This is a genomic window from Stenotrophomonas sp. 3(2025), assembly GCF_052665395.1.
Map to the genome: position 1 here is coordinate 119,563 of NZ_JBQOIF010000004.1, position 25,126 is coordinate 144,688.

The window sequence follows — 25,126 nt, forward strand, 5'->3', positions numbered from 1 at the left end:
TGGCGGACGGCATTACCGGTCAACCTCGCCGAACACCAGATCGTAGGTACCGATCATCGCCACCACGTCGGCCAGCATGTGGCCGCGCACGATCGAATCGATCGAGGACAGGTGGGCAAAGCCCGGCGCACGAAGGTGTACGCGGAACGGCTTGTTGGCGCCGTCGGAAACCAGGTAGCAGCCGAATTCGCCCTTGGGCGCTTCAACCGCGGCGTAGGTCTCGCCGGCCGGCACGCAATAGCCTTCACTGAACAGCTTGAAGTGATGGATCAGCGCTTCCATGTCGTCCTTCATGTCCTCGCGCTTGGGCGGAGCAACCTTGAAGTTCTTGACCATGACCGGGCCGGGGTTGGCCTTCAGCCATGCCACGCACTGCTTGATGATGCGGTTGGACTGACGCATTTCGGCAACGCGGCACAGGTAGCGATCGTAGCAATCGCCTTCCTTGCCCAGCGGGATGTCGAAATCGACGGCATCGTACTTCGCATAGGGGCGCTTCTTGCGCAGATCCCAGGCGACGCCCGAGCCACGCAGCATCACGCCGGTCATGCCCCACTGGTGGGCCAGCTCCGGGGTGACCACGCCGATGCCGACGGTACGCTGCTTCCAGATACGGTTGTCGGTCAGCAGGGTCTCGTATTCGTCGACACGGCCCGGGAACTCATTGGTGAAGTTCTCCAGGAAGTCCAGCAGCGAACCTTCGCGCGAGGCGTTGAGGTTCTTCAGGGCCTTGCCCTTGTGCCAGCGCGATTCCTTGTACTTCGGCATGTGGTCCGGCAGATCGCGGTAGACACCGCCCGGACGGTAGTACGCCGCGTGCATGCGCGCACCGGAGACCGCTTCGTAGCAGTCCATCAGCTCTTCGCGCTCGCGGAAGGCGTACAGCATCACCGCCATCGCACCCAGATCGAGTGCATTGGAACCCAGCCACATCAGGTGGTTCAGGATGCGGGTGATCTCGTCGAACATCGTGCGGATGTACTGCGCACGCTCCGGCGTCTCGATGCCCATCAGGGTCTCGATCGAGCGCACGTAGGCGTGCTCGTTGCACATCATCGACACGTAATCCAGACGATCCATGTAGCCGATCGACTGGTTGAAGGGCTTGGACTCGGCCAGCTTCTCGGTGCCCCGGTGCAGCAGACCCACGTGCGGGTCGGCACGCATGATGGTCTCGCCGTCCATCTCCAGGATCAGGCGCAGCACACCGTGCGCGGCCGGATGCTGCGGGCCGAAGTTCATGGTGTAGTTGCGGATTTCCTGCCGGCTTTCGGCAGCGTTGCTGGCGAATGCTTCGCCGGCCTGGTGTACGTGACTCACTTCACTGCCTCCTGCGAGCGCTCGCCGGCAGCGGTCTGCAGGCGGGCGTCGTCGCGGATCACGCGCGGCACGCCGACGCGCGGCTCCACCGAGGTGACCGGTTCGTAGATGACACGCTTCTTTTCTTCGTCGTAGCGGACTTCGACGTTGCCGATCAGCGGGAAGTCCTTGCGGAACGGATGGCCGACGAAACCATAGTCGGTCAGGATCCGGCGCAGGTCCGGGTGACCTTCGAAGATCACGCCATACAGATCGAACGCTTCGCGCTCGAACCAGTTCAGGCCCGGCCAGATGCTGGTCAGCGAGGACACCACCGGCAGCGCTTCGTCAGGAGCGAAGCAGCGCAGGTGCATCATCAGGTTGTGCTGGTACGAACGCAGCTGTGCGACCACGGCGAAGCGCTGGGTCGGCATGTGCTGCGGACGGGCACCGTCGGCGCTCTCTTCGCTGGGGAATTCGCCCCAGGCGAAGCGGCCCTGGGCCTTGCCCTCGACACCGCGGCTGAAGCCCTGGGAGGACACGTCGGCGGTGTCCCACTCGTCGGAGCCATAACCGAGGTAATCGACGCCGCAGAGGTCCACGGCCTGCTCGAAACCAAACTCGTCACGCAGCGCGAGGGCGGTGGCGTGCCACTCAGCGGCAGGCACTTCCAGCGTCACTTCGCCGCGGGGTTCGACCAAGATGACCTTCGCACCTGCGAAACGTGCGGAGAGTCGGTCGATGAAGGATGCTTGCTCTGCCATGGGGGCTTGGCGCGCTCTTGTCAGGTGAAGGGGTCAGCGGGCGATGGTCTGTGTACGCCAGATCTTCTTCTGCAGCTGCAGGATCCCGTACACCAGCGCCTCGGCGGTCGGCGGGCAGCCCGGGACGTAGACGTCCACCGGCACCACGCGATCACAGCCGCGCACCACAGAATAGGAATAGTGGTAGTAACCACCGCCATTGGCGCAGCTGCCCATGGAGATCACCCACTTGGGGTCGGGCATCTGGTCATAGACCTTGCGCAGCGCCGGGGCCATTTTGTTGACCAGGGTGCCGGCGACGATCATCACGTCGGACTGGCGCGGCGACGGGCGGAACACCACACCGTAGCGGTCAAGGTCCAGGCGCGCCGCACCTGCGTGCATCATTTCGACCGCACAGCAGGCCAGACCGAAGGTCATGGGCCACATCGAGCCGGTGCGTGCCCAGTTCAGCAGCGCATCGACGCTGGTGGTGACAAAGCCCTTTTCCAGCAGCGGGTTGTCGCCTTCCGGCCGCAGGATGTCGTCAACCCGCCCTTCCGGGACAGGATTGGTCATCAGGCCATCGAGAGTCTGAATCACTCCCATTCCAGCGCTCCCTTCTTCCAGACATAGATGAAACCGAGGAACAGCATGCCGACGAACAGACCCATGGTGACGAGCGAACGCGCGCCAAGCTCCATGAAGACCTGCGTCCACGGCACGATGAAGATGATTTCCAGGTCGAAGACGATGAACTGGATCGCGATCAGGTAGTAGCGCACGTCGAACTTCATACGCGCGTCTTCGAAGGCTTCGAAGCCGCACTCGTACGGCGACAGCTTTTCCAGATCGGGGCGGCGGGGACCGAGGAATCGACCAACCAGCATCAGCGTAATGCCGATACCGGTGGCAACGATCAGAAACAGCAGAGACGGCAAATATTCGGCCAGCACAGCGATTCTCTCTTGCCTCTGCCGCTGCGCCTGCAGGCGCTTTGGCATGGGGGAGTGGACGGGAAGCTGCCTGGCGCCTTGCGCGCCAGACCAACCCGCTTTACTTACTAAATGGTGCCCAAGAGGGGACTCGAACCCCTACGACCTAAGTCGCTACCACCTCAAGGTAGTGCGTCTACCAATTCCGCCACCTGGGCAAACGATCACATCAGACTATCTTCCCGATGCGCCGCGTATTGTAACCGGCTTCAGTCTTTCTGGGAGCCTTCCGAAGGCTTTTCTTCACCAGAAACCGAAGATTCCGCCTGAGCCGGCACAGTTGCGGCCGGAACCGGGGCGGCAGGGACCGCATCGGCCTTCGGAACGGCCGGCAATTCGCCCGCCGGAGCGGCCGGAGCGCTGGCCGCCGGGGCGGACATCAGACCCAGATCCTGATCGGCGGCCGGGCGGTTGCCATGGCCGGCGTACCAGGCCATGAAGAGGCTGATGCCGAAGAACACCACGGCCAGCCACTTGGTCGACTTGGACAGGAAGTTGGACGCGCCACGCGCGCCGAACACGGTCCCCGAGGCGCCAGCGCCAAAGCCCGAACCTGCCGCCGCACCCGAGCCACGCTGCATCAGGATCAGCGCGACCATGGCCACGGCAACCAGCACGTAGACGACATTGAGGATCAACATCAGCATTGGAAATCCGCCCTCGGACTAGAGTGCCGGCGACTAGCCGGCAACCGTAACTAATTGTTTGCCGCCGCCTCTGCGATGGCCAGGAAGTCGGCGGCCACCAGGGAGGCACCACCAACCAGCCCACCATCGACATCCGGCTGCGCGAACAGTTCCCCGGCATTGTCGGGCTTCACGCTACCGCCGTAAACAATGGGCAGTGAATCAGCAATTCTAGCATCGATGCGCGCGACTTCGCCACGAATGAACGCGTGCACCTGCTGCGCCTGCTCCTTGGTTGCGGTACGGCCGGTTCCGATCGCCCAGACCGGCTCATAGGCGACCACGGCATTGGCGAAGCCTTCGGCCCCGACAAGCTCGAGCACCGGGGCCAGCTGGCTGGCAATGACCGCCTCGGTCTGCCCGGCCTCGCGCTGCTCAAGGGTTTCACCGACGCACAGCACCGGCACCAGGCCGGCATGCAGGGCGGCGGCGAACTTGCGCGCGACCAGCTCGCTGCTCTCGTTATGGTACTGGCGGCGCTCGGAGTGGCCGACCAAGCCGTAGCGGGCGCCCACCTCGTGCAGCATGGCCGCACAGACCTCACCGGTGTAGGCGCCCTTCTCGTTGCTGCTGACGTCCTGTGCACCAAAGGCCAGGCCGGTCTCGCCGAAGTCTTCGACCAGCTCACCCAGGTAGGGCATCGGCGGCAGGATGACCACCTCCACCCCGCTCTTTGGCAGCCCGGCAGCGACCTGCCCCAGCAGTTCGGTGGCGAATTGACGGCTGCCGTGCAGCTTCCAGTTTCCAGCGACGATCTTGCGGCGCATGAGCGGGTGGCTCCTGTGTGAACTCAGCCGCCCATGATACCTGCTGCGGCAAAAAACCGTTTCCGTGTAAGCGGTTACATGGATTTTCAGCCAACGGCGCAGCCCCTCGTGGCGGGTTTAGGTTGGTCGCGGAGAGCCCCGGGTGGATTTGCGGGGTTGGCCGGGCGGGTGGGACTGCGCAGGGGTCGCTGCAAGTCCCCCTCCGGGGCCCGGCCCAGCCGCTGGCGGCTGTGCGTTCGGGCGCTTGCGAAGCAGTGCTTCGCAGGCAAAGCGCCCTCACCCCTGTAAGCTCGTAGGCGCCATCCATGGCGCCTGCGCCCCTGCGCAGCCGACCCGGCCGGCCCCTGACACATTCCGGCGGTTCCGCCCGCCACGGAAAGAAAAAAGAAGATCAAAAGCAAAAAGCAAAAGCAAAAGCGAAAGCGAAAGCGAAAGCGAAAGCAGAGCTTCAACTCCTCCCTGCCTCGAGACCTGACAGATCTCATCCACGCATGGCGTGGATCTACCAGACGCAGCCGAACCGTCGTGCCGCCGCCAGATGTAATCCAACCGTCACCGGGAAACTGTCGAAGGCGGGGCGGTGTGGGTTGGCAGGACCGTTGGAGCCCCCATGGACGGGTTTACGGCGTGTCCTGCCAGCCCACACCGCCCCGCCCAACCCACAGAAACCCAGAGCCGCTTTGGCTTTGGCTTTGGCTTTGGCTTTGGCCTCTGCGGGCGCAGGGTGCAGGGTGCAACCCTGCCGAAACCCCTCCGCTGCGCTCGCCGGGCATGGCCCGGCGCTACCCGTAACAAGAAGACCGCCTTTCGGCGGCCTTTTTGTTACTTCAGCTTGATCTCGCGCAGGCGCTCTTCGAGGAAACCGTGCGCGGTGATCGGTTCCGGGTACCGGCTCGGGTTCTCCCCGGTGATGCACGAGGGCAGCACGTCGATCAGGAAGTCCGGGTTCGGGTGCAGGAAGAACGGCACCGAATAGCGCGGCTGGCGGGCCAGCTCACCCGGGGGATTGACCACCCGGTGGATGGTCGACGGATACACGTGGTTGGTCAGGCGCTGCAGCATGTCGCCGATGTTGACCACGATGGTGTCCGCGTCCGAGGTGAACGGCACCCAGTCCCCGTCATGCGACTGCACTTCCAGGCCTGCCGCGCTGGCACCGACCAGCAGCGTGATGAAGTTGATGTCGCCATGCGCACCGGCGCGCACGTTGGGAATGTCGTCGGTGGTGATCGGCGGGTAATGGATCGGGCGCAGGATCGAATTGCCGAAATTGGTCTTGTCGGCGAAGAAGTGCTCCGGCAGGCCGATGTGCAGGGCCAGGGCCGAAAGCACGCGCGACCCCAGGTTGTCCAACGCCTGGTACAGGCCGTAACCACGCTCACGGAAGCCCTCGACCTCGGACGGCCACAGATTCGGCGCCATCACGTCCCGGTACTTGGAGTCGTCGGCGATCTCGCGGCCGATGTGCCAGAACTCCTTCAGGTCGAAGTGCTTGGAGCCCTTGGCGGTCTCCACACCGAACGGGGTATAGCCACGGGCGCCGCCGCTGCCAGCCACGTGGTACTTCCGCTTGGTCTCATCCGGCAGTGCGAAGAAGGCCTTGAAGACGTCGTAGGCCGCATCGATGTCGGCCTGCGGAATGCCGTGGTTGCGGATGCCGGCAAACCCCCATTGGCGATATGCCGCCCCCAGCTCGGCCACGAAGGCGTCGCGGTCACTGTCGAAACGGGTGATGTCGAGGGTGGGGATCTGGCTCACAGCGGTTCCTGGCTTGTCGTTGAGTCGGTACGGGCCCGCCATGTCATGGCGACCGATCTGAACATTGTGACAGATAGATCGGGGCATGCCACCGACACACTGAAACAAACCGATACAATGCGCCACCCGCGCGCGGTTTAACGACTTCGTCACGCCGGGAAACGCCCTTGCCGCCCACTTGAACCCGCCCCCCTCCATGGTCGCCGCCCCGCCCGACGCCACCACCGCCGCTCTTCCCGGGCCCGCCCGACGCTGGCGCAGGCTGGCGTGGTGGTCGCTGTTCATCGCGGCCAATGCCGTGCTGGCCGCGCTCATCGCGCTGGGCAACGTGCCGCTGCGCGACAACCCTGGCGGCACACTCGGCCTGGCCTACCTGGCATTCGCCCTGCCCGGCCACCTGCTCGCGTTCGGTGCCCTGGCCGGCCTGCTGCCGCTGGCCATCGGCCTGTGGCCGCGCAGCGCGCGCGCGTTGAGCGTCTCGGCGGTGATCTGCCAGGGCCTGTGGCTGTGCCTGCTGCTGGTGGATGCCAAGGTCTTCGCGCTGTATCGCTTCCACCTCAACGCGATGGTCGCCAACATGGTGTTCGGCGGCGCCCTGCAGGATCAGGTCAGCCTGTCCTGGAAGACCTGGCTGCAAGTGGCGGTTCTGGTATCGGCGATCTTCGCCGCGCAGGGCCTGCTGGCCTGGGCGTGCTGGAAGCTGCTGCCTGCAGCGCCACGGCGGCGGCGGGTACTGCAGGCCTGGGCGGTGGTTGCCCTGCTGATGGGCGGCGGCCAGGTCGCCACTGCCTACTACGACGCGCTCGGCGAGCGCGCAGTGATCAGCCAATGGAACTACCTGCCATGGGCGCAGCCGATCACCGCCAAGAGCGCGATGCGTCGCTTCGGCGTGGTCAGCCAGCACCAGGTCGGCCTGCCCGATCCGCGCCATGCCCAGCTCAACTATCCGTTGCAGCCCCTGCGCTGCCAGAGCCACCAGCGGCCGAACGTGCTGATGGTGGTACTGGAGTCGTTGCGCCATGACGTGCTCACCGCGCAGTTCATGCCCAACGTGTCGCAACTGGCCCGTTCCTCGCGGGTGTACGAGCATCATTTCAGCACCGGCAACGCCACCCGTTATGGCCTGTTCGGGCTGCTGTACGGCCTGCCGGGTGGCTATTGGCCGAGCATGCTCGACGAGCAGCGCGGCTCGCAGTTGTTCAAGGTGCTGGGACAGCAGGGCTATGACCTGCATCTGTATGGCAGCGCACCGCTGTACAGCCCGGAGTTCGATCGCACCGCGTTCGCCGATGTCCGCGACCAGTTGCACCAGGGGCCGTCCGAACTGACCTCCGATGGCCGCGATGCCGCCATCGTCGCTGGACTGCAGAAGGACATCCGCGCCAGCCAGGCTGCGCAGCGCCCGTGGTTTGGTTTCGTGTTCCTCGATTCCACCCACGCGCCCTACCACATGCCGGCCGGCTATCGGCCGCTCGCCACGCCGATGGCCGATGCCATCGATTTCCTCAAGTTCGGCCCCGGGCACGATCCAACGCCGGAATTGAACCGTTATCACACCGCGGTGCATTACGCCGACAGCCTGATTGGATCGCTGCTGGACGACCTGCGCGCGCAGGGGCTGGAGCAGGACACGATCGTGCTGGTGACCGGTGACCACGCCGAGGAATTCAACGACCTCAAGCTGAACTACTGGGGCCACAACGGCAACTTCTCCAACTACCAGCTGCAGGTGCCCTTCGTGCTGCATTGGCCCGGCCAGGGTGGCGGCCGCGACGCGCGGATCAGTTCGCATGAAGACTGGGTGCCGACGCTGATGCGCCACGGCCTGGGCTGCGAGAACGCATTGACCGACTACAGCACCGGCCACGACCTGCTGGCTGCACCGACCGGCAAGCGTGCGCTGGTGGTGGAAAGCTGGTCGCAGCGCGCAGTACGCAATGGCGAGGCGATCTACGTGTTCGACAAATTCGGCAACGCCACCGCGCTCGATGCGCGCTACCGCCCCCTGCCGCAACAGACCCCCGACGCCGCCAGCATCCGCGCGGCATGGGAAGCGCTGACGCGCTTCCGCAACCGCTGAACCGAAGGACCGATCCACGCATGAACCGTCCGCTGCGCATCCTGCATACCGAAGCCGCCAAAGGCATGGGTGGGCAGGAGATCTATATTTTCCGCCACATGCAGGTGATGCGCGCGCGCGGCCATCATGTCGCCCTGCTGTGCCAGCCGGATGCGCGCCTGGCCACGCGCGCGCGCGACGATGGCTTCACCGTGCATACGCTGCGCATGGGTGGCATGGCCCGGCTGCTGCGCGGCATCTGGTCGGTGTCACGGCTGGTCCGCCGCGAGCGCTACGACGTGGTCAACACCACCAGCCGTCGCGATGCGTTGATCGCCGCGGCCGGTGCACGCCTGGGCGGTACGCCGCTGGTGGTGCGCTCACGCCACCTGATGAGCCCGGTGAATTCATTGCTGACCTATACCGGCCTGCCGCACCGGGTCATCACGGTGAGCAACTTCGTCAAGCAACTGCTGGCCGACCGTGGCATTCCCGCCGATCACATCGGTATCGTGCCGCCGATGGCGGTTGCGCCAACCGACGCCACGCATGAGCCCTCCTGGCAGGCGTTGCAGGAGACGCGCGCACGCGTGCGCGCCGAGCTCGGATTCGAGGAACAGGACATCGTCGTAGGCTGCGTGGCCGTGCTGCGCGAACCCAAGGGCCACGCCGAGCTGCTGCAGGCCATGGTGCCGCTGTGCAAAGCCAACCCGCACCTGCATCTGGTGGTGGTCGGCGATGGCCAGGCCGTGATGCAGCGCCTGCAGGCCACCTGCGCCGAACACGATCTGCAGCGCCAGGTCCATCTGCTGGGCTTCCGCAGCGATGCCAGCCAGCTGATGCCCGGCTTTGACATCTTCGCCCTGGCCACCCACAAGGAAGCATCGGGCACGGTCTTCCTGGAAGCGGCACAGGCGGGCCTGCCGATCGTGTCGCATCGGGTCGGCGGCGTGCCTGAAATGCTGGTGGAAGGCAGCAATGCCATCCTCACCCGGCTTGGCGACAGCGCTGCCCTCACCGGCGCGCTGCGGCTGCTGGTGGATGATCCCGAGCGCCGCCGGCAGATGGGACGTTCCGGCTGGGACTGGATCCGCAGCGCCACGCGTTTCAGCCCCGAAGGCCACGCTGAAGCCACCGAACACTATTACCACCAATGGATGAAGGAGCTGAGTCATGGCTAATGCCAGAACCGTACCGGTGCTGATGCATCATCACGTCAGCAACTCGCCCGGCATGATCACGGTGTCGCCGGAGAATTTCGAAAGCCAGATCGCCTGGCTGGCGCGCACCGGCTGGACGTCCTTGACGCTGGACCAGTACGCCGGCTTCCTGGCCGGCAAGCCGGTGCCGCGCAAGTCGATCGTGATCACCTTCGATGATGGCTACCTGGACAACTGGGTCTACGCCCATCCGATCCTGCAGAAGTACGGCATGCACGCGGTGGTGTTCGTGGTGACCGGCTGGATGCACGAGGGCCCGATACGCCCACATGCCGGCATCGCCGGCGCCACGCTGCCGGAAACGCCCGAGCATCGCGCCTGCGAAGACCTGATCTACAAGCAGGGCCGCAGCGATGAGGTGATGATGCGCTGGAGCGAAGCACGTGCGGCCATCGAGGCAGGCACCTTCGAGATCCATTGCCATACCCACACCCACACGCGCTGGCTGCGCCGCCAGGACCTGGATCGCGCCCAGCGCCGCGCCGGCATCAGTGGCGACCTGTCGATGGCCAAGGAAGTGCTGCTGGAGAAGCTGGGCGAAGTGTCCGACACCCTGTGCTGGCCATACGGCGATTTCGACCAGGACTACATCGAAGTGGCGCGTGAGCAGGGGTTCCGCTACCTGCATACCACCCATCCGTTCGGCCGCAACGTGGTAGGCGGCGATCCCGAGCGCATCTACCGCTTCGCCATCCGCAACCGGCCGGCAAGCTGGCTGCGCAAGCGTATCGCGTGGAGCTACAACCCGCTGATCGCACCGCTGTTCAACGGCTTCAAGGCACGGCAGAAGAAGATGGTGCCGGGGCCGTGATGGCGCTGCCAGCACTGGGCTGACACAGCTTCGGCAAGGAAGCTCCCACTGAGTGGAAGGACTACAGGAAATGAACGTTCTGGTTACCGGCGGCGCTGGATTCATCGGCTCCCACACCTGTGTGGAACTGCAGCAGCAGGGCCATGCGGTGGTCGTCGTCGATTCACTGTGCAACAGCGACGCCGGGGTGATCGGCCGGATCGGCGACATCACCGGCATCGCGCCGCTGTTCGTACAGGCCGACGTGCGTGACCGTGCGCGGATCACCGCGGTGCTGCGCGAGCATTCGATCGATGCGGTACTGCATTTTGCCGCGCTGAAATCGGTTGGCGAATCGCGGCAGATGCCGTTGGACTACTTCGACAACAACATCAGCGGCACCCTCGCCCTGCTCGGCGCCATGCGCGATGCCGGCGTGGGAACGTTCGTGTTCAGCTCGTCGGCAACCGTGTACGGCGACCAGGACCATTGCCCGGTGGCCGAAACGGCCTCGACCTGCGCGATGACGCCCTATGGCCGTTCAAAGCTGGTGGTGGAGCAGCTGCTGTCCGACCTGGTCGGCGCCGACACGTCGCTGCATGTGGCAACGCTGCGCTACTTCAACCCGGTGGGTGCGCATTCAAGCGCGCTGATCGGCGAGCTGCCGCACGGAACGCCCAGCAACCTGATGCCCTACATCGCCCAGGTGGCCGCCGGCCTGCTGCCCGAAGTGCAGGTATTCGGCGATGACTATCCGACCTGTGACGGCACCGGCGTACGCGACTACATCCATGTGCAGGACGTGGCGCGGGCCCACGTGCTGGCGCTGCAGTACCTGCGCGACAAGCGCCGCAGCATCACCCTGAACCTGGGCACCGGCCAGGGCCACAGCGTGCTGGAACTGATCAAGGCCTTCGAGCAGACCGTCGGCCGGCCGATTCCGTTCCGGATCACCGGTCGCCGTACCGGCGACATCGCGGTGAGTTTTGCCGACCCGTCCCTGGCCCTGCGCGAGCTGGGCTGGACCGCGCGCCATGGCCTGGCGGACATGTGCCGCGACACCTGGAAATGGCAGACGGAGATGCCGCGCAGCGCCTGACGCCTTGCTTGCGGCAGACAGCAACATGGCCGCACAAGCGGCCATGTTGTCAGTTCGATCCAGCGACAGGGTTCAGGCCGCAGCCGCCGTCCTGACCGCCGCCGAAAGCCGGTCCAGGGTGTCCTGCATCAGCGTCGCGTCATCGGCCTCGACCGTGACCCGCACCACCGGTTCGGTGCCGGAAGGACGCAGGAAGGCACGCCCGCGACCGGATACCGCCTGCTGCGCTTCGAGCAGCGCAGCCTGCACGCTCTCGGCCTGCACGGTGGCCTTGGCCGAGACATCGCCAAGGCGCACGTTGACCGTCTTCTGCGGCACCTTGGACAACGGCTGCAGCGCTTCGCGCAGGCTCTTTCCCTGCTGCTTCAGCGCCACCAGTACCTGCAGGGCACTGACGATGCCGTCGCCGGTGGTGGCCCGGTCCAGGCACAGCAGATGGCCGGACGCTTCGCCACCGAGTACGCCGCCTCCCTCCACCAGTGCCTGATGCACGTAGCGGTCGCCGACGTTACTGCGCTGGAACGGAATCTGCAGTTCGGCCAAGGCTTTTTCCAGACCGAAATTGCTCATCAGGGTGCCGACCACCGGACCGCGCAGGCGACCGTCGGCCTGCCATGCGCGCGCCAGGATGTACACCAGGTCATCGCCATCGACCGGGTTGCCGCGGTCATCGGCCATCAACACCCGGTCACCATCACCATCGAAGGCGATGCCCAGATCGGCGCGGGTCTCACGCACCTTTGCAGCGAGGTTGTCGATGTGGGTCGACCCGACGCCGTCGTTGATGTTGACACCATTGGGTTCGGCACCGATGCCGATGACCTCCGCCCCCAGTTCGCGGAACAGCAGCGGCGCGATCTGGTAGGTGGCGCCATGCGCGCAGTCGAGCACCAGGCGTACACCGCGCAGATCGAACGCGCGTGGCACGCTGGACTTGCAGAACTCGATGTAGCGGCCGACGGCCTCGCGTGCACGCGAGGCCTTGCCAAGCTTCTCCGAAACGGCCGTGGTGAACGGCACGTCCAATGCGGCTTCCAGCGCCAGCTCGGTGGCATCGTCGAGCTTCTCGCCCTGGGCGGAGAAGAACTTGATGCCGTTGTCGTAATGCGGATTGTGCGAAGCACTGATGACGATGCCCGCATCCACGCCCAGAGTACGGGTCAGGAAGGCAACGGCCGGGGTCGGCATCGGGCCGAGGAGCTGCACGTCAGCACCCGCAGCAACCAGCCCGGCTTCCAGCGCGGCTTCAAACATGTAACCGGAGATCCGCGTGTCCTTGCCGATCACCACGATCGGGCGGCGCCCCTCCTGGCCACGCTGGGCAACCAGCACACGGCCCAGGGCGTTGCCCAGGCGCAGCACGAAATCAGCCGAGATCGGCCCTTGACCGACCCGACCGCGGATGCCGTCGGTACCGAAGTACTTGCGGCTCCCCATCAAGCTTCCTCCGGTGCCGGCTCGCGACGCAGCATCGCCAGCAGGTCGGCCAGACGGTCGCGCAGTTCACGACGGTCACAGATCTGGTCGATGGCGCCGTGCTCAAGCAGGAATTCCGAACGCTGGAACCCTTCCGGCAGCTTTTCGCGCACGGTCTGTTCGATCACGCGTGGGCCGGCGAAGCCGATCAGCGCATGCGGCTCGGCGATGTTGATGTCACCCAGCATCGCGAACGATGCGGACACACCGCCGGTGGTCGGGTGGGTCAGCACCGAAATGTACGGCTGTCCGGCTTCACGCAGTCTGCCCAGCGCGGCCGAGGTCTTGGCCATCTGCATCAGCGAGAACAGGCCTTCCTGCATGCGCGCGCCACCACTGGCGGAGAAGCACACGTACGGTGCGCCGATCTCGGCGGCGGTTTCGGCGGCAAGGGCGAAGCGCTCGCCGACCACCGAGCCCATCGAGCCCCCCATGAAGGCGAAATCGAAGGACGAGGCCACCAGGGGACGGCCCTTGAGCAGGCCGCGCATGGCGATCAGCGCGTCGTACTCACCGGTGTTCTTCTGCGCGATCTTGATGCGCTCGCTGTACTTCTTCTGGTCCTTGAACTTCAGCAGGTCGGTCGGCCCCAGGCGGGCAGCGATCTCGGTGGTGCTGTCGGCGTCGAACAGTGCAGCCAGACGGGCGCGCGCGCGGATGGCCATATGGTGGCCGCACTTCGGGCAGACCTCCAGATTCTCTTCCAGCTCCGGACGGTACAACGCACTGCCGCAGTTGCTGCACTTTTCCCACAGGCCCTCGGGGACGCTGCGCTTCTTGCTGGGGGTGTTGTCGGTGCGGATGCCAGACGGCATCAACTTGCTGAGCCAACTCATGCGGGAGGACACTTCCGTTCAGGGCGGCCCGGGGGCCGCAAAGGCGGACAGTCTAGCTCCGCTTTCCCCGCCCGTGCACCCCCTGCCCGGCCTTGGGCCCGCTGGAAAAAACCATGCTGGGACGTACGTTTAGGTGCTGGGTAGCGCCGGGCCATGCCCGGCGGATACTCTTGCGCGCCCCCACCGCCGGGCATGGCCCGGCGCCACCATTACTGATCCAACGCCTGCCGCAGCGGAGCCAGGAAGGCTGCGGCGCGCTGCGCCGCATCGTCGGCGGAGCTCGCTTCGGCCAGCACCGCCACCAGCGCGCTGCCGACCACCACGCCGTCGGCCTGGCGGGCCATGGCTGCCGCACTGGCTGCGTCCTTGATGCCGAAGCCGGCCACCACCGGCACGCTGGCCCTGGCCCGCAGCGCCTGCAGGCGTGCGCTGGCCGCGTCGCTGTCCAATCGCTCGGAGGCGCCGGTGACCCCGGCAAAGCTGACGTAGTACAGATAGCCACGGGCCAGCGCCAGCAGCTTGTCGGCGCGTGCCTCGCTGGTGGTCGGCGATGCCAGCAGAACCAGCGCAAGGCCTGCAGCGTCAAAGGCCTGCTGGGCTTCGCCGGCCTCTTCCGGCGGCAGGTCGACCAGCAGCACGCCGTCCACGCCAGCGGCCACCGCCGCTTCGGCGAACGCGACGTAACCGTGGATCTCCACCGGGTTGAGATAGCCCATCAGCACCACCGGCGTCTGCGTATCCTGTTGCCGGAACTGCGCCACCGCCTGCAGCACGTAACGGTTGCCGGCACCGCGCGCCAGCGCGCGCTCGGAGCTGCGCTGGATGGTCGGGCCGTCGGCCATCGGATCGGAGAACGGCACGCCCAGTTCGATCACATCGGCACCGGCCTGGACCAGCGCGTGCATGACCGGCACCGTGGCTTCCAGCGACGGATCACCGGCGGTGATGAAGGGGATCAGAGCCTTGCGCTGCTGCTGGCGCAGGCGCTGGAAACAATCATCGAGTCGGGAAACAGGCATCTCAGGCACATCCTTCAATCAGTTCAATCGCTTCGCTGGTCCCCCAGTACATCAGGATGACCTTCCCTTCAAACACTTCCAGGCGGATGCCCAGGTCCGAGCCCGGATCCTGCCAGGTCAGGTACTCGCCCTGATCGCCGTCGTACGCATGCGGACTGGAGACCGGCGCGCCGGGGAACTGCGCCACCGCCTGCGCCCGCGTCATGCCGATGCGCAGGCCAAACGGACCCGGCTGGTCGACCGGCGCCGTGGCGTCCTCGCCCGGGCCGAGATCGAAGCGGACCACGCGGTCTTCGTCGGTCATCATCGACACGCCGGGCGGCAGCCCCTTGCCGTCGTAGTACTCGCAGCTGCCGCCGATGGCTTCGACCGCGCCCATTGCCTTCCACGGCCCGAAGGCCTTCAGGTCGCTCATGTGCTGGCCGATCAGCACCTCGCCGGCATGATCCAGCGCCACCGACGCCACGGCGGGCGCGTCATCGCTGGAGACCACAGCCGAGGCCGGTGGATCATCGATGGGCGTGCTCGCAATCGGGTCGACGTCATCGTTGGCCGCCATCGGCTGCGCCGGTTGCGCAGCGGCCTTGGCCGCCGGCGCCAGCACGGGCGGCTCCGGCGGCTGGCAGGCGCCCAGACTGAATGCCAGCAGCAGTACGCTGCTGTTGCGCATCAGCGCACTCACAGCACCAGCCCTTCGCGCGCCGCGATGGTATGCACGTCCTTGTCGCCACGTCCTGACAGGTTGCACAGCACGATCTGGTCGCGCGGACGTCCGCGCGCGAGCTTCATCGCCTGCGCAAGCGCGTGGCTGGACTCCAGCGCCGGCAGGATGCCTTCGGTGTGGGCCAGCAGATGGAAGGCCTGCAGCGCCTCTTCGTCGGTGATGCCGACGTAGCGCGCACGGCCGCTGTCGGCCAGGAACGCATGCTCGGGGCCGACACCCGGGTAATCCAGGCCGGCCGACACCGAATGGGTCTCGATGATCTGGCCATCGTCGTCGCACAGCACATAGGTGCGGTTGCCGTGCAGCACGCCCGGGCGGCCGGCGGCGATGGAAGCTGCGTGGCGGCCGGTGTGGATGCCATCACCGGCCGCTTCAGCGCCGACGATCTCGACCTGGCGGTCGTTGAGGAAGGCATGGAACAGGCCGATCGCGTTGCTGCCGCCGCCGACGCAGGCGGTGATCGCATCAGGCAGGCGACCGTACTCGGCCAGCATCTGCTCGCGTGCCTCGCGGCCGACGATGGCGTTGAAGTCGCGCACCATGCGCGGGTACGGGTCAGGACCCGCTACCGTGCCGATGATGTAGAAGGTGTCCTGCACGTTGGTGACCCAGTCGCGCATCGCTTCGTTGAGGGCGTCCTTCAGAGTGGCCGAGCCGGAGGTGACCGGCACCACCGTCGCCCCGAGCAGTTTCATGCGGTAGACGTTGATCTTCTGCCGCTCGATGTCGGTGGCGCCCATGTACACCACGCACTCCAGGCCCAGCCGCGCCGCGACGGTGGCACTGGCCACGCCATGCTGGCCGGCGCCGGTCTCGGCGATGATGCGCTTCTTGCCCATCCGCGCCGCCAGCAGCGCCTGGCCGATGGTGTTGTTGATCTTGTGCGCGCCGGTGTGGTTCAGGTCCTCGCGCTTGAGCAGGATCTGCGCGCCACCGACGTGGTCACTCAGTCGTTCAGCATGGTAGATCGGGCTCGGCCGGCCCACGTAATGGGCCAGGTCGCGGTCATAGGCCAGCTGGAACGCCGGATCCTGGCGGGCCTGGTCATAGGCCTGGGCCAGTTCCTGCAGCGGGCCGACCAGGGTTTCGGCGACGAAGCTGCCACCGTAACGGCCGAAGTGGCCCTGGGCGTCAGGGAAGGCATGGAAATCGGCGATGGGAGAGTCAGGCATGGAGACGACCGGTCGTTCAGACAGGTGGATACTCTAGCGCACGGTTTGTGTCCGGAAAATGGATATTATCTGGCCTATCCCGTCAGGAAATCTCACATGAGCACATCACTGCTGCCGCCCCTGAATGCCCTGCGGGCGTTCGAGGCCACCGCACGTCTGGGCGGCGTTGGCCGCGCGGCCCAGGCGCTGCATGTGACCCATGGCGCGATCAGCCGGCAACTGAAGCTGCTGGAAGACCATCTGGGCCTGGCCCTGTTCCAGCGCGCCGGCCGCGGACTGCGCCTGACCGCCGCCGGCACCCGCCTGCAACAGGCATGCAGCGAGGCGTTCGGCGGCATTGAAGACTGCGTGCGCGAACTGCGGCGGCCAAGCGCGGAGCCGGCCCTGGTGCTGGGCTGCAGCGGCAGCGTGCTGGCGCGCTGGATGATTCCGCGGCTGCCGGCACTGCAGGCTGCCCTGCCCGGCGTGCGCCTGCAGTGGTCGGCGCTGGATGGCAGTTTCACCGAGGCGCAGGCCACGCTGGATGCGGTGCTGCTGCTGGCACAGGGACCATGGCCACGCGGCTGGCAGGTGCGCGAGCTGGCACCGGAACGGGTGGGTGTGGTGGTGGCGCCCTCGCACCCGGCGGCGCAGCGGTTGCGCCATGTCCCCCCGTCCGCCTTGCTGCGGGAAACGCTGCTGCACACCCGTTCGCGGCCGCAGGCGTGGCCTGCATGGGCGCAGTCGCACGGGCTGGACCCAGCCCAGCTGCAGCTCGGCACCGGCTTCGAACACCTGTACTACCTGCTGGAAGCAGCGGTAGCGGGGCTGGGCCCGGCGATCGCGCCGGAGCCACTGGTGGCCGAGGATCTGGCAGCCGGGCGGCTGGTCGCACCATGGGGGTTCGCCGCGACCGGCGGGTTCTGGGTGCTGGCGCGGCCGGACGGACCTGTCGATGCGCGCGTGGACGCGCTGGCCGATTGGGCGGTAGGGCAGTTGCATTGAACCGGTTTCTGCCGGCCTGCCGCTGCGGGGAATGGCCGCAGATGTGGCTTCTGTAGATCCGGACCCGTGCCTGGCTGCGTTGAGCTGCAGAACACGCCTTGCTTCGCACGGAAGCCGAGCGTGGGCTCGGCTCTACACAAGGCCAACCGGCAGCGATCGAGCAAGCTCGACGCTGCGAAGCATGATTACGGCGCCGTCGGCGCCGCCAGGCGCTGCTGCAGGTCCTCGCGCAGGCGCGACAGCTCGACTTCGGCCTGCTGCCGCTGCTGCATGCCCTCGCGATGGATGCTGCGCACTTCCTCGACGGTAGCGATCAGCTGATCGTGCACGTGGCGCAACGTAGCCACATCGATCACGCCGCGCTGGTTGCTGCGTGCGGTGTCCACCGACGCCTGGCGCATCAGGTCGGCATTGCTTCGCATCAGCTCATTGGTCGCATCGTCGATGGCATTGGCCAGTTCGGCGGCGTTCTTCTGTTCACCCAGCGACAACTGGATCGCGAACTGGCGCTTCCACGAGGGGATGGTGATGTCGCGGACGGTGTTGAACTTCTCGATCAGCTGCAGCGCATTGGCCTGGATCAGGCGGATCATCGGCAGCGACTGGTCAGCCGCGTGCTGCATCAGCTGCAGGTCGGAGACGCGCTTCTCGATCAGGCGGATCGCATTGTCGATCTCGCTCTGGCGGATGCGCTGCTGCGGGTCATCGCTGCCCTGCCCCAGCAACTGCTCGGACTGCAGCTGGGCCAGGCGCTGCTTGCCGGCGGCGGCATACAGGCCCAGCGCATGACGCTCCTCGCGGACGATGTCATGCATACGGTCGAAATCGCTTACCCGCTTGCCCATCAGCGCCTGTTGCGCACCCACGTCGCCGAGCAGCTGTTCGATCTGCGAATTGGTATCGCTGAACTTCTGCACCAACTCGCCCTTGGAAGAACGCAGGCGATCGATGAGGCCACCGATCAACGGCACCTTCGAGCGCTGGGAAAAACCATCCAGCTTGAGCTCGCGCGCGATGCGCACCACTTCGCCGAGTTTCTCGCCATTGGCATCGAGGTCACGGTTGCGCACCTGGTCCAGCAGCTGGCTGGAGAAGGCCGTTGTCCGAGCGGCGGCCTCACGGCCGAACACCTGCAGGTTGCCCGGACGCAGGTCTTCCAGTTCGCGGCCGATTTCGGCGATGCGCGGCAGGTCGTCGCGGACCAGGCCGAGGGCCTTCAACGTGCTGTCATCAAGTTCAGGGGCGGGCGTGGTGGCGGGCACGAGCGTGCCGGAGTTCTGGCTGTCCTGGGTCATCGGGCAGTGTCCTTGCGGTGGATAAGCGGCAGCGGCGGCCGGCTCAGGGCAGTCTAGCCTGAGCAGCGGCTACTTCGTCGTCGATCTGGGCCTGCAGCGTGGCTGCCTGCTCGGCCTGTGCAGCCTGCGCCAGTGCCTGGCGCGCCAATGCGGCCTGGCGCCAGGCCGGCAGCAGGACATCGTGGATGCGGACGAAGCGCTGCAGCAGGGCTTCGTCCTGCTCCTGCAGCAGCCGCCACTGCCCGCTTTCGATGCGTCGCAGCGTGGCAAGCCGCTGCAGATGGTCCACGCGTGGGGCCAGCGCGACCTGCGCAGCTCCCTGCAGTGTCGCCAGCTGCGCGGCGCCGAACGTGGCCCAGGCCTCCAACGCGGCGGCAGCCGCATCGTTGTCGATGATGGCCCGGGCACGCTGCTGCACACGCTGCGCGAGACCCTGCGCCTGCTCGCGCGCCTGCAGCGCCAGCACGCCCAGCTGCGCCTGCAGCCCCTGCGCCTGTGCCTGGCGTTCAACGTCACGGCCGAGCAGGCGCCCCCACCAGCTCTCCTGCCGCCGCAGGCGCGCCGGATCGCTGGCCTGCAACGCCAATGCGATCCGCGCCAGCGCAGCCACCAGTCGCTCGCCTTCCGCGCCAGCCCGCAACGGTGCCGGCTCGGCCAGCACCTGCAGCAGGGAGCTGCCGTACGCTGCCAGCGTGGCCACATCGGCGTGCGCCGGAAGCGTGGGTTCTGGCAGGGAGCGCACACAGGTCACGGCAGCGGCGGCGGCCGTGGGCCGTCATCAGCCAGCGTTTCCGGCGGCAATGATTCACCGTAGAAGTGGCGCATCAGCGCTTCGTCCAGCGCACGTTCTTCCGGAGTCGCTGCACGACGCACCCGCGGGCGACGACGCGTGTCGGTCGTGGCCACATCGGCCGTTACCTGCTGCCGGGCCCACCCGGCAAACGCCGCCAACGTCTGCGACAACTGCACCTGCTGTTCCTGCGAGGCGACCAGCAGCTGCAGCAGCGGTGCCAGACCAGCCTGCAGGTCTTCGGCCAATGGCGTGGCTGCGGCCTGCGGTACGGCGGCAGCCGGCGCGCTGGCCGGACGTGCATCGGCCAGGCGCTGCAGCGCTGCCAGCAAGGCCGGCCATGGCGCAGGCTCCGGTACGACGGCCACCTCTGCCGGCGGCGGCGGCGGCGGTGGCAGCTGCAACGCACTGGCGATGTCGGCCAGCTGCGCGACCACGCGGCCACCGACATCACTGTCACCGGCACCCATTGCCTTGTTGCGCAGGAAATCACGCTTGATCTGCGCCCAGCGTTGCGCGCGTTCTTCATCGAGCACGCCACGCAGCTCGGCCAGCTTCAGCAGATTCTCTTCGGCACCGGTGGTCAGCAGCTGCGCTTCGCCCAGGTAGTGGTCGGAGATCAGCTGCTGCAGCTCGTCGTCATTCATCACCGGCGAAATCTTCTCCGCCAGCTTGTTCATGTTGCGGTAGCTGCCCTGCAGGCGGAAGGGCGGCTCGGTGCGATAGCGGTCATCCTGGGCAGCGCTGGCGATGTACTGCTGGTTGACCTTGTAGACCACATCGCGGACCTGCAGCATGCGCTGCAGGGTGGCGGTGATCTCGTTGATCTCGGCGCCGCTGTAGGCGTGGCTCAGGCCGTTGGTGGACACATCCTTGCCCATCGCGCGGTCGACCAGCAGGTACAGGTCGGCCATCTCGCGCGTGGCCAGTGGCGCCAATACCGGGTTGGAGGTCAGGCTGTTCTCGATGTAGCTGAGCGTGAAGGCTGCTTCCATGCCACCGAGCACATCGCCCAGGTTGTAGATGTCGGCACGGTTGGCCAGCATGTCCGGAATCTTGAACACTTCGCCGGATTCGGTGTACGGGTTGCCGGCCATGACCACGCAGAACTTCTTGCCACGCATGTCGTAGGTGCGCGTATGGCCGCGCCATACGCCTTCGATGCGGCGCGTGCCATCGCACAACGAGATGAACTTCTGCAGGAACTCGGGGTGCGTGTGCTGGATGTCATCGACATACAACATGGTGTTGTTGCCCATCTCCAGCGCCAGGTTGAGCTTTTCCAGCTCCTGCCGCGAGGTGGCGTCCGGTGCCTGCTGCGGATCCAGCGACCGCACTTCGTGGCCCAGCGCCGGGCCGTTGATCTTCATGAAGACCAGGCCGAGGCGATGTGCCACGTACTCCATCAACGTGGTTTTGCCGTAGCCGGGCGGCGAGATCATCATCAGCAGGCCCATCAGGTCGCTGCGCTTGTTCTCGCCAACGGTGCCCATCTGCTTGGCCAGGTTGTCGCCGATCACGCCGAGATATACGTCGTTGATCAGCTTGTTGCGCACGAAGGACGACAACGGCCGGGCCTTGAACTCCGACAGCCGCAGGGTTTCGCGTTCGCGACCGATGATGCCCTGGCGCACCGCCTGATAGGCATGGAAGGCCGGTACGAACGCCTGCAGGTGATGCTGCAGGCGTGCCAGGAAATCGTCCAGCGACACGGTCAGGCTGCCGTTGTGGATGCGGGCGTGTTCGCCCAGCAGGCCGCTGACCTCCGCCTGCAGCGGTGCATCGCTGGCACGGGTGCGCAGCTGTCGCTGCACCAGCAGCAATGCCGCCGCTTCTTCGACATAGCCGGCATGCGCCGACTGTGTCGGCAGCCCGGCGAGCGCCCGCAGCCATTGCCCGGCCAATGCCCAACGCATGGCCAGCGGATCCTGCGAGCGCTGCAGCGCACGTTCAAGCGCATCACGCTGGCCCGCCTGCTCCAGTTGCTGCGACAGCGCGTCCAGCAATGCCTGCGCGTGCCGGCTGGTGCTGAACACCGGCTCGCCGGCCACCAGTTCTTCGCCCAGGTATGCCGCTGCTGCATCGGCGGCGGCGGCGTCAAACGGCAGTGCATGCGCGAGTGCATGGTCATGCAGCGCCTTGGCCATTTCCGCACGCAGGGCCTGGCGCCCCTCGTCGGAACCGAACAGGCGCGCGATGGCCTCCGCACCGGCCTGCCGGCCGGGCCACTGCGCCACGGCTTCATCGCGTTGCCGCGCGGCCCAGAACAGCAGTGCCAACGCACGCACATGGGACGAATGCCGCAGCGGTCCGGCGGCCTGCTGCAGCGGCAACAGCGCGCGCAGGATCAGGGCGGCGTCATGGTCATGGATACCGCGCTCGTAGCCCTCGCGATAACGCGGTGCCGCAAAGGCGCGGACCCGCTGGCCCAGCGCTTCCGGTTCGGCTGCATCGTGCTGCAGCTGGGCCATGTCCAGGCCATCGCGGCCCTCCTCCGCAGCCAGCAACAGGCACCCGGCCAGGTATTCGCCGCGGTAGATCGCTGCCGATTCCGAATCCAGGGTCACCGGCCAGAACGGCTTGAGCGCATCAAGCTCGGGATCGTGCAGCGTCTCCAGGAAATCGGTGCCGGTGAGGTGGATGGCAAGGGTTTCACCCCGTGGCAGCAGGGTCAGGTCCAGCGCCTGGGTGTTCACGCTGAATCGATGGCGCGGACCAAGGCGGACCACGTTGCCGCCGGCCTCGTACAGGTCGCTGCGGTCGCGCAGCTGGCGCACGGCCTGGTCGCGCACGCCCTTCAGGCGCGCCTCGACATCGTCAGCCTTGACGTTGTCGCGCAGCGCACGCAGGCGCTCGGCCAGTTCACGCAGCTTGAGGATCAGCGGATCGCCGGCGAAGAACGCGTTGAGCTCGTCGGCCGTGCCGAACCGCTCGGTACGCTTTCCGAGGCCATCAAGGATGCGGTTGGCGGCATCGAGCACCGAGCGCGCCTTGCGCTGGCGATCATCCAGCAGGGCCTGCTTGTGCGTATCGAAGGCTTCGACCAGCTCTTCGCGCTTGCTCAGGATGTCGCCGACGAACTGCTCGTGCTCGCCGAACTGGCTTTCCAGTTCTTCCAGCTGCACCAGCAGGCGCGACAACTGTTCGTCGGCCCGCTCAGGGTCGCTGGCCATCGCCAGCGCGCTGGTGATCGACTGCGAGAACAGGGCGAACTGGGCGGCGAACTGGGCCACGGCTTCGGCCGAACCCAGCGACTTGCGGCGCTGTTCGGCGCGGGCGCGTGCCTGGTTCAGGCGCCCGTACAGCAGCGAGATGGATTCGACCACGCGGGTGCGCGCAGTCGCATCGTCGACCTTCAGCCCGGCCATCAGCTCGGACAGCATGTCCAGGTCGCCGGCCATGCCGCGCAGGCCGTCCAGCTGCTCATCCAGCTGGCGTGCACTGGCGGCCTGCTGTGCGGCTTCGTCCAGCGCCTGCATGCGGGCGGTCAAGGGGGCCAGCGCTGCATCGCCGGCAAGGAAGGTACCGGTGGCGGCGCCGACACGGTCGTGCGCCTGCACCAGTTCGGCGGCCATCGCCTCGATGCGCGCGGTATCGATGTAGCGCAGTTCGCGGATGGTCAGCAGTCGACCGCGCAGTGCGGTGATCGCGTTGAGCGCTTCGACGAAGGCCTGCACCTCGTTCCAGTTTTCCGGCTGCAGCCGGCCCAGCAGCGCCTTGTGCGTGGCCTCGGCCTCGGCCATTGCCTGGGCCGACTGCTGGCGGATCGACTGCACCTTTTCGTATTCGTCCAGCACCGATTCGCCGGTGGCGCTGATCTGCCGCAGCAGGGCTTCGGCGCCATCGCAGGCCTCGTCACCCAGCCAATGATGCGCATCGAAAAGCCGCCGGGTATCGGCTACCAGGCGCTGGTAGCGCTGCACCGATACATCCTGGCCGTCGATCTCGCGCGCCAGGTTGAACAGGTTGGAGATGCCGCGAACCAGCTCGGCGTTGCCGATGCGCCCCATGAAGGTATTGCCGGGCGGACGGCTGGCGGCGAACTCATCGCTGCTGAAGGGCGTCTGCCAGACCTGCATCGGATGGATGCGGGTCGGCTCGGTGCCTTCGGCATGGAACAGCACCATGCGCCCGTCCTGCATGAAGGCATAGCCGTGGCCGAACACGGGGTTCTGCAGCACGCGCTGGATGGTGTTGTAGACGAACAGCGCCGAACGCCCGCCTTCGCGCTCGTAGAAGATGTACAGCACGTCCTCGCCGTTGGGCGAACGAATGCTGCGCTTGAACTGCATGCCATCCATCGAGGCGTCGAACGCCTTGTGCTCGCCACCCTGCAGGTAATAGCCGCCGGGGAAGATGATGCCGTGGTCTTCGGGCAGCTGCACGCAGGCCTGGACGATGGCATCGTTGCGCACGATGTCGCCGGTAAGCGTGTTGTAGATCAGTCCGCGCCATTCGGTTTCGCGGTAGGGCAGCACTTTCAGCAGCACCAGCGAGCCGACCCGGGCGAACTCGAACTGGGCATCGTCCAGCGACTGCGTGCTGTCCTCCACCGGTTCGCTGTAGATGCCCTGCCCGGTTTCGGTGTTGTTCTCCACCTTGATGGTGAGATCGCCACCGGTGGTTTCCACGAACAGGGTATCGAGGATGTTCAGATGCGAATGGCGGCCGTTGACGGCAAGGTCGCGCGTGGCGCGGGTCCATTCGAAATCGAAGGGTGGCGGCAAGGCGATGTCACGCTCGCCGCGCGCATCGAGATAGGTCAGTTCGCCTTCGCGTGACAACGCCCAGCGGAACACGCGCACGTCGCTGCTGCGCTCGCCGATCTGGAACGAGGCCAGCAGCTTGTCGCCCACCACGATCAGCTGCAGCAGGCGCGCATGCTTGTAGTAGGCGTACAGCTCGTTGAAGTCATGCACGAAGCCGGGCTGGTCGAGGAAACTGCCCTTCAGTTCAAGGGCAGCGACGTCGTAGCCATCAGCGCCCTGTACCAGCCGGTACAGACCGAACACATCTTCAATGCGGGTCTGGGTCTTGAGCCCGATGAACACGTTGTAGCCGAACAGCAGGCGATCCGGGCCGACCTGGACGATGTCGCGGCCGACACAGTTGTTCTCGCTGCGGATACGGAAACGGCCGACCACCTCCAGGCGGCTGTCGCCGAACTCGGCCAGGCGCTGGCGGTTCAGCTGCTCGGCAACGGCCTGCAGGCGCTGGCCCTGTTCGCCGAGACGGCGCCGCAGGACTTCATAGGCGCCGCCCTGGGCTACGGCCTGGTCGACGGTATCGCCGGCAGCCTCTGGTGCGACGGACTCGGTGGACGGTTTGGTTTCGGACATCAGCAGGTTTCCGGCTCACGGACGGCCGGCCGTCGATGCGGCCGGCACGGGTGGGCGATGGCGATGGCCATCGCC

At 66.3% G+C, this 25,126-nt stretch carries 20 protein-coding genes and 1 tRNA gene; 5 read left to right on the plus strand and 16 right to left on the minus strand.

Going from position 1 to position 25,126, the window contains the following annotated elements:
- Positions 1–12: 12 nt before the first annotated feature.
- From ACUXVE_RS04760 to ACUXVE_RS04795, 8 genes are all read right to left on the minus strand, one after another.
- Positions 13–1,320: an NADH-quinone oxidoreductase subunit D gene (locus ACUXVE_RS04760; protein ID WP_445513917.1), complete on the minus strand. Its 1,308-nt coding sequence runs from the start codon at positions 1,318–1,320 to the stop codon at positions 13–15.
- Positions 1,317–2,063 carry an NADH-quinone oxidoreductase subunit C gene (locus ACUXVE_RS04765; RefSeq protein ID WP_445513918.1) on the minus strand — a complete coding sequence of 249 codons (747 nt, stop codon included), beginning with the start codon at positions 2,061–2,063 and terminating at the stop codon, positions 1,317–1,319. Before ACUXVE_RS04765 ends, ACUXVE_RS04760 begins: the two co-directional genes overlap by 4 nt.
- A 33-nt stretch (positions 2,064–2,096) precedes the next feature.
- Positions 2,097–2,651, minus strand: a complete 555-nt coding sequence (locus ACUXVE_RS04770; RefSeq protein ID WP_025876198.1) for a NuoB/complex I 20 kDa subunit family protein — start codon at positions 2,649–2,651, stop codon at positions 2,097–2,099.
- Positions 2,642–2,998: an NADH-quinone oxidoreductase subunit A gene (locus ACUXVE_RS04775; protein ID WP_005414075.1), complete on the minus strand. Its 357-nt coding sequence runs from the start codon at positions 2,996–2,998 to the stop codon at positions 2,642–2,644. Before ACUXVE_RS04775 ends, ACUXVE_RS04770 begins: the two co-directional genes overlap by 10 nt.
- Before the next feature lie 112 nt (positions 2,999–3,110).
- Positions 3,111–3,195 (minus strand) — tRNA-Leu (locus ACUXVE_RS04780).
- A 51-nt stretch (positions 3,196–3,246) separates the two neighbouring features.
- Complete coding sequence (gene secG / locus ACUXVE_RS04785) at positions 3,247–3,684, minus strand: preprotein translocase subunit SecG (RefSeq protein WP_025876192.1); 438 nt, start codon at positions 3,682–3,684, stop codon at positions 3,247–3,249.
- Positions 3,685–3,734: 50 nt separating this feature from the next.
- A complete protein-coding gene (tpiA, locus tag ACUXVE_RS04790; RefSeq protein WP_140226407.1) occupies positions 3,735–4,490 on the minus strand; it encodes a triose-phosphate isomerase in 756 nt (251 codons plus the stop codon).
- A gap of 822 nt (positions 4,491–5,312) precedes the next feature.
- On the minus strand, positions 5,313–6,290 hold the full coding sequence (locus tag ACUXVE_RS04795; protein WP_445513919.1) for an isopenicillin N synthase family dioxygenase: 978 nt from the start codon (positions 6,288–6,290) through the stop codon (positions 5,313–5,315).
- A gap of 154 nt (positions 6,291–6,444) precedes the next feature.
- Here ACUXVE_RS04795 and ACUXVE_RS04800 point away from each other — a divergent pair, with 154 nt between their 5' ends.
- From ACUXVE_RS04800 to galE, 4 genes are all read left to right on the plus strand, one after another.
- Positions 6,445–8,328 carry a DUF3413 domain-containing protein gene (locus ACUXVE_RS04800; protein WP_222388666.1) on the plus strand — a complete coding sequence of 628 codons (1,884 nt, stop codon included), beginning with the start codon at positions 6,445–6,447 and terminating at the stop codon, positions 8,326–8,328.
- Positions 8,329–8,348: 20 nt separating this feature from the next.
- Positions 8,349–9,488 (plus strand): glycosyltransferase family 4 protein, encoded by a 1,140-nt coding sequence (locus ACUXVE_RS04805; RefSeq protein ID WP_445513920.1) that lies wholly within the window; start codon positions 8,349–8,351, stop codon positions 9,486–9,488.
- Entirely contained in the window at positions 9,481–10,338 is an 858-nt protein-coding gene (locus ACUXVE_RS04810; RefSeq protein ID WP_093820616.1) for a polysaccharide deacetylase family protein, read from the plus strand. The genes ACUXVE_RS04805 and ACUXVE_RS04810 overlap by 8 nt, the downstream gene beginning before the upstream one ends.
- A gap of 70 nt (positions 10,339–10,408) precedes the next feature.
- On the plus strand, positions 10,409–11,416 hold the full coding sequence (gene galE, locus ACUXVE_RS04815; protein ID WP_093820618.1) for a UDP-glucose 4-epimerase GalE: 1,008 nt from the start codon (positions 10,409–10,411) through the stop codon (positions 11,414–11,416).
- Between the two features lie 72 nt (positions 11,417–11,488).
- Here galE and glmM read toward each other — a convergent pair whose 3' ends face one another.
- The 5 genes from glmM to trpB all read right to left on the minus strand — a co-directional run bounded on the left by glmM (position 11,489) and on the right by trpB (position 16,643).
- A complete protein-coding gene (glmM, locus tag ACUXVE_RS04820) occupies positions 11,489–12,853 on the minus strand; it encodes a phosphoglucosamine mutase (RefSeq protein ID WP_222388663.1) in 1,365 nt (454 codons plus the stop codon).
- Positions 12,853–13,728, minus strand: a complete 876-nt coding sequence (gene accD, locus ACUXVE_RS04825; protein WP_093820622.1) for an acetyl-CoA carboxylase, carboxyltransferase subunit beta — start codon at positions 13,726–13,728, stop codon at positions 12,853–12,855. The genes glmM and accD overlap by 1 nt, the downstream gene beginning before the upstream one ends.
- Before the next feature lie 209 nt (positions 13,729–13,937).
- Positions 13,938–14,747, minus strand: coding sequence for a tryptophan synthase subunit alpha (gene trpA, locus ACUXVE_RS04830; protein ID WP_445513921.1), 810 nt, complete (start codon positions 14,745–14,747; stop codon positions 13,938–13,940).
- Between the two features lies 1 nt (position 14,748).
- A complete protein-coding gene (locus ACUXVE_RS04835) occupies positions 14,749–15,429 on the minus strand; it encodes a hypothetical protein (RefSeq protein WP_445513922.1) in 681 nt (226 codons plus the stop codon).
- Complete coding sequence (gene trpB, locus ACUXVE_RS04840) at positions 15,426–16,643, minus strand: tryptophan synthase subunit beta (protein WP_032975005.1); 1,218 nt, start codon at positions 16,641–16,643, stop codon at positions 15,426–15,428. Before trpB ends, ACUXVE_RS04835 begins: the two co-directional genes overlap by 4 nt.
- A 96-nt stretch (positions 16,644–16,739) precedes the next feature.
- Here trpB and ACUXVE_RS04845 point away from each other — a divergent pair, with 96 nt between their 5' ends.
- Positions 16,740–17,627, plus strand: coding sequence for a LysR family transcriptional regulator (locus ACUXVE_RS04845; RefSeq protein WP_445513923.1), 888 nt, complete (start codon positions 16,740–16,742; stop codon positions 17,625–17,627).
- Between the two features lie 185 nt (positions 17,628–17,812).
- Here the strand turns inward: ACUXVE_RS04845 and ACUXVE_RS04850 are convergent, their stop codons facing one another.
- The 3 genes from ACUXVE_RS04850 to ACUXVE_RS04860 are packed head-to-tail and all read right to left on the minus strand — an operon-like array spanning position 17,813 to position 25,051.
- A complete protein-coding gene (locus ACUXVE_RS04850) occupies positions 17,813–18,922 on the minus strand; it encodes a toxic anion resistance protein (protein ID WP_445513924.1) in 1,110 nt (369 codons plus the stop codon).
- Between the two features lie 43 nt (positions 18,923–18,965).
- Complete coding sequence (locus ACUXVE_RS04855) at positions 18,966–19,664, minus strand: hypothetical protein (RefSeq protein WP_445513925.1); 699 nt, start codon at positions 19,662–19,664, stop codon at positions 18,966–18,968.
- A 5-nt stretch (positions 19,665–19,669) separates the two neighbouring features.
- Complete coding sequence (locus ACUXVE_RS04860; RefSeq protein ID WP_445513926.1) at positions 19,670–25,051, minus strand: DNA repair ATPase; 5,382 nt, start codon at positions 25,049–25,051, stop codon at positions 19,670–19,672.
- Positions 25,052–25,126 lie beyond the last annotated feature (75 nt).

Coding starts and splice junctions, on each gene's coding strand:
- ACUXVE_RS04765 (WP_445513918.1), bottom strand. CDS start 2,063: ATGGCAGAGCAAGCATCCTTCATCGACCGACTCTCCGCACGTTTCGCA.
- ACUXVE_RS04770 (WP_025876198.1), bottom strand. CDS start 2,651: ATGGGAGTGATTCAGACTCTCGATGGCCTGATGACCAATCCTGTCCCG.
- secG (WP_025876192.1), bottom strand. CDS start 3,684: ATGCTGATGTTGATCCTCAATGTCGTCTACGTGCTGGTTGCCGTGGCC.
- tpiA (WP_140226407.1), bottom strand. CDS start 4,490: ATGCGCCGCAAGATCGTCGCTGGAAACTGGAAGCTGCACGGCAGCCGT.
- ACUXVE_RS04795 (WP_445513919.1), bottom strand. CDS start 6,290: ATGGCGGGCCCGTACCGACTCAACGACAAGCCAGGAACCGCTGTGAGC.
- ACUXVE_RS04800 (WP_222388666.1), top strand. CDS start 6,445: ATGGTCGCCGCCCCGCCCGACGCCACCACCGCCGCTCTTCCCGGGCCC.
- ACUXVE_RS04805 (WP_445513920.1), top strand. CDS start 8,349: ATGAACCGTCCGCTGCGCATCCTGCATACCGAAGCCGCCAAAGGCATG.
- ACUXVE_RS04810 (WP_093820616.1), top strand. CDS start 9,481: ATGGCTAATGCCAGAACCGTACCGGTGCTGATGCATCATCACGTCAGC.
- galE (WP_093820618.1), top strand. CDS start 10,409: ATGAACGTTCTGGTTACCGGCGGCGCTGGATTCATCGGCTCCCACACC.
- glmM (WP_222388663.1), bottom strand. CDS start 12,853: ATGGGGAGCCGCAAGTACTTCGGTACCGACGGCATCCGCGGTCGGGTC.
- accD (WP_093820622.1), bottom strand. CDS start 13,728: ATGAGTTGGCTCAGCAAGTTGATGCCGTCTGGCATCCGCACCGACAAC.
- trpA (WP_445513921.1), bottom strand. CDS start 14,747: ATGCCTGTTTCCCGACTCGATGATTGTTTCCAGCGCCTGCGCCAGCAG.
- trpB (WP_032975005.1), bottom strand. CDS start 16,643: ATGCCTGACTCTCCCATCGCCGATTTCCATGCCTTCCCTGACGCCCAG.
- ACUXVE_RS04845 (WP_445513923.1), top strand. CDS start 16,740: ATGAGCACATCACTGCTGCCGCCCCTGAATGCCCTGCGGGCGTTCGAG.
- ACUXVE_RS04850 (WP_445513924.1), bottom strand. CDS start 18,922: ATGACCCAGGACAGCCAGAACTCCGGCACGCTCGTGCCCGCCACCACG.
- ACUXVE_RS04860 (WP_445513926.1), bottom strand. CDS start 25,051: ATGTCCGAAACCAAACCGTCCACCGAGTCCGTCGCACCAGAGGCTGCC.